This window comes from Catonella sp., from assembly GCF_052173895.1.
Lineage (GTDB): Bacteria > Bacillota > Clostridia > Lachnospirales > Lachnospiraceae > Catonella.
In genome coordinates this window covers 1-8,790 of record NZ_JBQMXS010000057.1, presented here as the reverse complement: position 1 = coordinate 8,790, position 8,790 = coordinate 1, and the positions used below count along the sequence as shown (strand labels likewise).

Genomic DNA, 8,790 nt, shown 5'->3' with positions numbered 1-8,790 from the left:
TAAAGAAAAACAATAAAAATATCAAAAAAGTGTTGACATAGTGAGTTAACTATTGTATAATACTCCTTGCTTGATTGCAAAACACTTAAGAAAACTTCGGGGTGTGGCTCAGTTTGGCTAGAGTACTTGATTTGGGATCAAGGGGTCGCAGGTTCGAATCCTGTCACCCCGACTTGTTTCTAAGTTTTGTAGAGAGCATAATTAAATAATTATTTCTTGCGGGTGTGGTTCAATGGTAGAACACCAGCCTTCCAAGCTGGATACGTGGGTTCGATTCCCATCACCCGCTTTCATTTTGACTAATAGTCAGAGTGGGTTTGTACCGATAGCTCAGTTGGATAGAGCAACGGCCTTCTAAGCCGTGTGTCGGGGGTTCGAATCCCTTTCGGTACACTTAAGCTGGTCGAATAAATGTATGGCAGGTATAGTGTAGTTGGTTAACGCGCCAGATTGTGGTTCTGGATACCGAGGGTTCGAGTCCCTCTACCTGCCCTTTGGATACAAAGGCGGAAGTCTTTGTATTTTTTGGGCTATAGCCAAGCGGTTAAGGCACGGGACTTTGACTCCCGCATCGACGGTTCGAATCCGACTAGCCCAGCCATGCGGATATGGCGGAATTGGCAGACGCGCCAGATTTAGGTTCTGGTGGGAACCCCCGTGCAGGTTCAACTCCTGTTATCCGCAGATAAAAAGACTGAACTTTTTGCATCTTGCATAAAGTTCAGTCTTTTTGTATAATAAGAAGTTAAAAATAATTATGCTTTGGAAATTCTATTGCTAATAGGAGAACGGCGATGAAAGAGTTGATGAAAAAGTTTAGCCTGAAAGAATTTTTTTGGATGACAGTAGGTATTGAAATTATGGTGCTTGGAATATACTATTTTAAGTTTACCAATAATTTTTCTTTTGGGGGAGCTACGGGTATAGCAGTTATTTTGTCTAAATATACTGTGGGGTGGCTAACTAAGGGAAATATTGTTGTTATCTTTAATATTCTACTATTAATAATAGGATTTATTTTTCTAGGCAAAGAGTTTGGATTAAAAACAGTGTATTGTTCACTTCTGATGTCTTTTTCGTTGCAAGGTTTGGAATATATAACTCCATTAAAAGGCCCTGTTACAAATGAAACAATTATGGAACTTGTATATGCAATATTTTTGCCTGCAGTAGGAAGTGCAATATTATTTAATATAGGGGCATCGTCAGGAGGAACGGACATACTTGCAGTGCTACTTAAAAAGTACACATCAATGAATATAGGGGCAGCACTTATGTCAGCTGACTGTATATTGGCAGCACTTACGTTTCCGATATATGGAGTGAAGACAGGTCTTATGTCAATGCTTGGTCTTGGAGTTAAGGCGCTGGTTATAGATAATGTTATAGAAAATATTAATTTATGTAAGTATATAAATATCGTCTGCAATGACGCTGAACCTATTATAGAGTTTATAGGAAAAGAATTAAAGCGATCTGCAACGGTTGTGGACGCAAAGGGTGCATATACAGGACAGCATAAGTTTATGGTTCTTACTGTTGTTAATAGAAGACAGGCAATCCTGCTTAGAAACTTTCTTAGGGAAACAGAACCGACAGCCTTTATTATAATTACAAGTACAAGTGAAATTGTAGGTAAAGGATTTATGAGGGCATAAAGGAGAGCATTAATGGGAAAATATTTTGGAACAGATGGATTTAGAGGAGAGGCAAATGTTGGGCTGACGGTTAATCATGCGTTCAAGGTAGGAAGATTTTTGGGATATTATTATGGAAAAAAGCATAAAGCTAAGATTGTTATAGGAAAGGATACAAGGAGATCTAGCTATATGTTTGAATATGCACTTGCGGCAGGGCTTACTGCAAGTGGAGCTGATGCCTATCTTTTACATGTAACAAGCACACCTAGTGTGTCTTATGTGGCAAGAACTGAAGAGTTTGACTGTGGAATTATGATTTCTGCAAGTCACAATCCTTTTTATGATAATGGGATTAAAATTATAAATGGCAACGGATATAAACTTGAGGCGGAGGTTGAAAATTTAATAGAGGAATATCTTGATAAAGAAGTAGATGATATTCCGCTCGCAACCGGAGAGAAGATAGGGAGAACGGTGGACTATGTACTTGGTAGGAATAGATACTTAGGCTATCTTATTTCTCTCCCTACAAAGTCATTTAAGGATGTCAAGGTTGGAATTGATTGTGCGAATGGCTCTGCACATCAAATAGCTACTGCCGTATTCAATGCCTTGGGAGCTAAAACCTTTGTTATAAATGCTGAGCCTGATGGAGTAAATATAAATACTGATTGTGGTTCAACACATATAGAAAAACTCCAGTCATTTGTAAAGGAAAACAAACTGGATATAGGTTTTGCTTATGATGGTGATGCGGACAGGTGTTTGGCAGTAGATGAAAATGGAAAACTTATAGATGGAGATGCCATACTTTATATTTGTGGAAATTATCTTAAGAATAAAGGAGAACTAAACAGCAATAAGGTAGTGACTACAGTGATGTCAAATTTGGGGCTTTATAAAGCGTTTGAGGAGCTTGGCATAGGATATGAGAAGACTGATGTAGGAGATAAGTATGTAAGTGAAAATATGGTTGCAAATGACTATTCTTTGGGTGGAGAGCAGTCAGGACATATAATTTTTAGTAAGTATGCTACAACAGGAGATGGAGTTCTTACTTCGCTAAAACTTATGGATGCTATGATTGACAGTAAGCGTAAAATATCAGAATTAGCAGAAGGATTTAAGGTTTATCCTCAGCTCCTTGTAAATCTTAAGGTGGCAGATAAAGAACTGGTTATGAAAGATGATAGGGTACTTAAGGCTAAGGATGAGGCAGAAGAGGAACTTAATGGAAATGGAAGGGTACTTTTAAGAAAGAGTGGTACAGAGCCACTTATTAGAGTTATGGTAGAGGCTGAAACAGATGAGAAATGTAGAGAGATGGTAGATAAGATAGTAGATGTTATAAAAGCAGAAGGTTATATATATTAATCATTATATCTTTAATGAATAGTTGTAAATGTCGATAGATAAATTAAGCCTACCATTGAAAAAATATTAAATTTGATATATCATTGAAACAGTTATGCCACAAGTGGTAATAACTGTTTCTTATTTTTAAATAGAGAGGTAGAAATGGCTGGAAGAAATAAAAGAAAGTCCGGTAAGAAAACTAATAGGGAAATTAGAAAAGTAAAGGATACAAATAAAGGTTTTTTTGAAGAAAACAGAGCTGAATTGATTTTTATATTGAGTTTTGTAATATCAGTGCTGTTGTTATTATCAAATTTTAATTTGGCAGGACCAGTAGGGAGTTTTATTAATAAGTTTTTATTTGGAATTATAGGGCTGTTTACTTGGATATTTCCTATATATTTTTTTGTAGTTTCACTATTTATAATTGCTACTGCAGCTAATAAAAGGATTGTTAATAAAGTAATTGCTGCAACAGGGTTATTTATTGCACTCGGAGGCATAGTGGAGCTTATTTCTTATGGAGATTTAAGGGAAATCTCTTGGGGAGCGTTATATACTATGTCTTCTGAAAATAAAAATGGAGGAGGGTTTATCGGAGGGGCAATAGCTAAGATATTGAACTTGGGACTTGCACAGGCTGGTGCCTATTTAGTACTTATAGCAACTGTAATTATAATTGTTATTTATTTAACAGGTAAGCTGATAACTAATGCAGTTAAAGCTAGGGTAACTGAAACTAAAGAAGTAATAGTCGATTATACTGAAGAAGTTGTGCTAGATGCGAGGGCGAGGGCAGAAGAGAGAATAGCGAGAAGAAAAGAGCTAAGAGAAATAAAAAAAGCTGAGAGGGATAAACTTAGGGAAGAGAGGAATTTTTCTGATGAAGTGAAACAGGAAAAGGAATTTGTTAAACCTGAGAAAAAATTAGAAGATAATAATGATAAAGAAAAAATAGAAAAAATAGAACCAATTAAGGAGATAGGTAAAGAGGTAGAGTTAAAGGAGATAAGCAAGCCTGAGAAAGAAAATCTTTCGTTTCTGATACATAGGGCAGGTGAAGATAAAATAGAAGATATAGTAGAGGGCAAAATAGATGATAAAATAGATGATGGGATAGAAGAGAAGAATGAGGAAGAGCCTTTTTATTTAAAAGAAATAGAAAATAAGTTTGGAAATGAAGAGGATTTTGAAGAAGATAAAGAGGATTTATTTATTCAAGAGAAGTTAGAAGAGAAAGTCCCTGAGGATGAACCTATAAAAGAAAACTTTTGGCAGCCTGAAATGTCGGATTATGAAGAGAAAAACAATATAGATATAATGTCAGTTGAAGATGACATAGAGGAATATGAAGACTTGCTTGATGAGGAGAATGAAATCTTTGATGAAGATGTGGCAGAAGAATGTAATAAAGAAGGTATTGAAGAAAGTGTTGAAAATATGAGTGAGGAGGATGAGGTTGAACAAAAAGAAGAAGTAGAGCCTAGAAAGTCCATCCTTGAGCTTGAGAAAGAGATGTTGCTTGAGAAAAAGACTATAACAGGAAATAAGGCTCTTGAATCAGAGTTTGGAAGCAGTGATATATCTGAAGAAAAGATGAAAGACATTGTAAGCGTACAAGAGAAAAATACTTTACCTGATATTGAGGTTGAGAAACCTAAAGAAATGCCGAAACCACCTAAGCCTTATATCTTCCCGCCTAAGCATCTGCTAAATAAGGCAAAGGGAGATGAAGAGGGAATAAGTGATGAGGAACTACATGATACAGCAAGAAAACTTCAAGAAACCTTAGCAGCATTTGGTGTAAATGTTAAGGTTACTGATGTAAGCTGTGGTCCATCTGTAACGAGGTACGAACTCCAACCTGAACAGGGCGTCAAGGTAAGTAAGATAACAGCACTTACAGATGATATAAAACTTAATCTTGCAGCTGCTGATATTCGTATAGAAGCACCAATTCCGGGTAAGGCAGCAGTGGGAATAGAAGTGCCTAATAAGAAGAACTTGATGGTATATTTTAGGGATTTGATTGAAAATAAAGCCTTTGATGAACACCAGTCCAAACTTGCATTTGCCGTTGGAAAAGATATAGGTGGACAAACTATGATTTCAGATATAGCAAAGATGCCACATCTTCTTATAGCCGGTGCAACTGGCTCAGGTAAATCGGTATGTATAAATACATTGATTATGAGTATACTTTATAAGGCTAAACCAAGTGAAGTGAAACTAATTATGGTTGATCCTAAGGTTGTGGAACTTTCAGTATACAATGGTATACCACATCTTATGTTGCCGGTAGTAACTGATCCGAAAAAGGCGGCAGCAGCTCTAAACTGGGCAGTAGCTGAAATGAACAGGCGTTATAATTTGTTTGCAGAAAAAGGAGTAAGAGAAATAAAGGGCTTTAACAAAAAGGTTGGTAAAGATGCACTGGAATGGATGCCTCAGATTGTAATAATTGTGGACGAGCTTGCAGACCTTATGATGGTTTCCTCAAAAGAAGTAGAAGAAGCTATCTGCCGTTTGGCGCAGCTGGCAAGAGCAGCGGGTATTCATCTTGTTATAGCTACGCAAAGACCGAGTGTAAATGTAATTACAGGTCTTATAAAAGCAAATGTGCCATCAAGAGTTGCATTTGCAGTATCTTCCCAGGTAGATTCAAGGACAATATTAGATGGAGCCGGAGCAGAAAAATTGCTTGGAAAGGGAGATATGCTGTTTTTCCCATCAGGTTATCCAAAGCCTGTGAGGGTACAGGGAGCATTTATTTCAGACTCTGAAGTATCGGATGTAGTGGAATTTATTATTTCTAATAATGATTCTTCACACAAGGGTTCGGACATTACAGAACAGATAAATACAGTACAGGCAGAAAGCAGTAAAGCGGTTAATCAATCATCAGAAACAAAAGATGATTATGATGAGTATTTTGATGAGGCAGGAAGATATGTTATTGGTAAAGATAAAGCTACAATAGGAATGTTTCAGAGAGTATATAAAGTAGGCTTTAACAGGGCTGCAAGGATTATGGATCAGCTTGCAGAAGCGGGAGTTGTTGGAGAGGATGAAGGAACAAAGCCAAGAAAGATAATTATGAGCAAGGAAGAGTTTGAGGAATTTGTAAATGCAAGGCATAGTAATTAAAAAATAATTAGGATTGACATAGCAGGGGTTTATTAGGTATTATGAAGATATAAGGAATATTTATAAGTAAAATTAATTAGTAGCAGTGTTAAAAATAAGTTTTAGGGGGTAAGGTATGTTTAAAACAGATATTGAAATTGCAAAAGAAGCGGTAATGAAACCGATTGGAGAAGTAGCGGAAAAGCTAGGGATAACATCTGATGAGCTGGAATTATATGGTAAGTACAAAGCAAAGCTCTCGGATGAACTCTGGGACAGGATTAAGGAGAATGAAGATGGAAAGTTGATACTTGTCACAGCGATTAATCCGACACCTGCAGGTGAGGGTAAGACTACGGTTACAGTAGGACTTGGAGAGGCATTTAACAGGCTTGGAAAGAAGGCGGTAATTGCTTTAAGAGAGCCTTCACTTGGACCTTGCTTTGGTGTAAAAGGCGGGGCAGCAGGAGGAGGCTATGCGCAGGTAGTACCGATGGAAGATTTAAATCTTCATTTTACCGGAGATTTTCATGCTATTACTTCTGCAAACAATCTGCTTGCAGCTCTTCTTGATAACCATATTAAACAGGGAAATGAACTTGGAATAGATACAAATCAGATAGTATGGAAACGCTGCCTCGATATGAATGACAGGGTACTTAGAAATGTTGTAGTTGGACTTGGGGCAGCAGTTGATGGAATTGTTAGAGAGGATCATTTTGTAATTACGGTGGCATCTGAAATTATGGCGGTGCTGTGTCTTGCAAATGATATGAAAGATCTTAAAGAAAGGCTTGCAAAAATTGTAGTAGCTTATAATTTTGAAGGAAGACCTGTTACAGCAGGTGAATTGAATGCTGTTGGCTCTATGGCAGCTCTCCTTAAGGATGCTATTAAGCCTAATCTCATTCAGACTCTTGAAAACAGCCCTGCGATAGTACATGGTGGTCCATTTGCCAATATAGCACATGGGTGCAACTCTGTAAGGGCGACCAAAACAGCACTTAAACTTGCAGATTATGTAGTTACAGAGGCAGGATTTGGAGCAGACCTCGGAGCAGAGAAGTTCCTTGATATTAAATGCCGTATGGCCGGACTAAAGCCGGCAGCAGTTGTCCTCGTGGCGACAATAAGGGCTCTTAAGTATAACGGTGGTGTAGATAAGAAGGAACTTGGAAGTGAGAATATAGAGGCTCTTAAAAAGGGTATAGTTAACCTTGAAAAGCATATTGAAAATATACAAAAATTTGGAATTCCGGTTGTGGTTACTCTCAATAAATTTATTTCAGATACAGAGGCAGAACTTGAGTTTGTAAAGAACTTCTGTGAAGATAGGGGATGTGAGTTTGAACTTGCAGAAGTTTGGGAAAAGGGAGGACTTGGCGGTGAAGAGCTGGCTAAGAAAGTAATTTCTGTAATTGAAACTAAAGAATCGAAATATGAACCTATTTATAGAGATGAATTGTCAATTAAGGAAAAGATAGCAACAATTTGTACTGAAATTTATGGTGCAGAGGGAGTAGATTTTGCTCCATCTGCCGAGAAGACAATTAAGAGGATTGAGGAGTTGGGTTTTGGTAGACTTCCGGTATGTATGGCAAAGACGCAGTACTCTCTTTCTGATAATGCGAGTCTTCTTGGAAGACCTGAAGGTTTTAGGGTGGGTGTAAGAGAGGTTTATGTATCAGCTGGAGCAGGTTTTGTAGTTGTTTTGACAGGTAATATTATGACAATGCCAGGACTTCCAAAGACTCCTGCGGCATTTGGTATAGATGTAGATGATAACGGAGATATCGTAGGTTTGTTTTAATAAACAAAATAAAATATCCCTCTGAAATTTATAAATTCAGAGGGAGTTTTAATTTTAAAAATGTTAAATATTTAGATTATCTCTAAGGCTTTCCCTATTCCAAAGTGTAATTAAAGCATCTTTGGCAGCATCTATAACTTCGGGAGAAAATCTGGAAGTTGTAATTATCATTCCCTGTGTACATCCACGCTGTTTCATTTCAAGTCGGAAATTGTCAAAATCTTCTATATGAATAATCTTATCCGTACATATTACAAGGACTGCACCCCTTTCAGAGAAAGCCTCTCCATTTCTGGTGCCTTCCCGTACGCAGACATAGTGACTGCCAGGAAATTCCGACTCGTAATGTTCAAGTGCAAAGCCTCTTCCAGTATAGAGAGCCTTGATGCGTGCTGTGAGATCTTCTTCTGAAATAGCATCTATTTTCTCCATTTTATTTTGTACAGCAGCCTCAGTACCATATTTTTTTCCCAGTATCTTGGTGAGGATGGGAGCAAGGATGAGAAGTACTACACAGATACCTATATTTAAGGGAGTAAGACCTCCAAATCTGATTCCGATTAAAGCCAACAATATAGCAGCAAAAAGGAAAAATGCAATTTCAAATTTAAATGTAGGTTTATTATCGTTCATTTTTATGTACCTCTTATAAATAATATAATGATAAGCCAGTTGTGTATGGTAAGTTACAGTTACAGAGCCATAATCTTCTTCTCAGAAATGCCGGTAATTTCTGCAATCAAGCTAAAAGGCAAACTTTTTTTCTTCATATCCTTAGCTATTCTGATTTTCTCTTCATTAGCACCTTCTTTTTTGCCACGTTTTTCCCCACGCCTTTCACTTTCTTCTTTTTCTTCT

5 protein-coding genes and 6 tRNA genes are annotated in these 8,790 nt (G+C 37.3%); 10 read left to right on the top strand and 1 reads right to left on the bottom strand.

The window, feature by feature from the left end; all coding sequences use genetic code 11:
• The first annotated feature begins 97 nt into the window (after positions 1-97).
• The 10 genes from ACTTG8_RS09130 (at position 98) to ACTTG8_RS09085 (ending at position 7,932) form a co-directional block, all read left to right on the top strand.
• Positions 98-172, top strand: a tRNA-Pro gene (locus tag ACTTG8_RS09130).
• A gap of 46 nt (positions 173-218) precedes the next feature.
• Positions 219-289: transfer RNA gene (locus ACTTG8_RS09125), tRNA-Gly, on the top strand.
• Between the two features lie 30 nt (positions 290-319).
• Positions 320-393, top strand: a tRNA-Arg gene (locus tag ACTTG8_RS09120).
• Positions 394-418: 25 nt separating this feature from the next.
• Positions 419-492 (top strand) — tRNA-His (locus ACTTG8_RS09115).
• 34 nt (positions 493-526) lie between these two features.
• Positions 527-601, top strand: a tRNA-Gln gene (locus ACTTG8_RS09110).
• 1 nt (position 602) lies between these two features.
• Positions 603-684, top strand: a tRNA-Leu gene (locus tag ACTTG8_RS09105).
• A 110-nt stretch (positions 685-794) separates the two neighbouring features.
• Positions 795-1,658 carry a YitT family protein gene (locus ACTTG8_RS09100; RefSeq protein WP_442561804.1) on the top strand — a complete coding sequence of 288 codons (864 nt, stop codon included), beginning with the start codon at positions 795-797 and terminating at the stop codon, positions 1,656-1,658.
• A gap of 12 nt (positions 1,659-1,670) precedes the next feature.
• On the top strand, positions 1,671-3,014 hold the full coding sequence (gene glmM, locus ACTTG8_RS09095) for a phosphoglucosamine mutase (RefSeq protein ID WP_442561803.1): 1,344 nt from the start codon (positions 1,671-1,673) through the stop codon (positions 3,012-3,014).
• Between the two features lie 144 nt (positions 3,015-3,158).
• A complete protein-coding gene (locus tag ACTTG8_RS09090) occupies positions 3,159-6,143 on the top strand; it encodes a DNA translocase FtsK 4TM domain-containing protein (protein ID WP_442561802.1) in 2,985 nt (994 codons plus the stop codon).
• Between the two features lie 115 nt (positions 6,144-6,258).
• Complete coding sequence (locus tag ACTTG8_RS09085; protein ID WP_442561801.1) at positions 6,259-7,932, top strand: formate--tetrahydrofolate ligase; 1,674 nt, start codon at positions 6,259-6,261, stop codon at positions 7,930-7,932.
• A 63-nt stretch (positions 7,933-7,995) separates the two neighbouring features.
• Here ACTTG8_RS09085 and ACTTG8_RS09080 read toward each other — a convergent pair whose 3' ends face one another.
• On the bottom strand, positions 7,996-8,565 hold the full coding sequence (locus ACTTG8_RS09080; RefSeq protein WP_442561800.1) for a restriction endonuclease: 570 nt from the start codon (positions 8,563-8,565) through the stop codon (positions 7,996-7,998).
• Between the last annotated feature and the right edge of the window lie 225 nt (positions 8,566-8,790).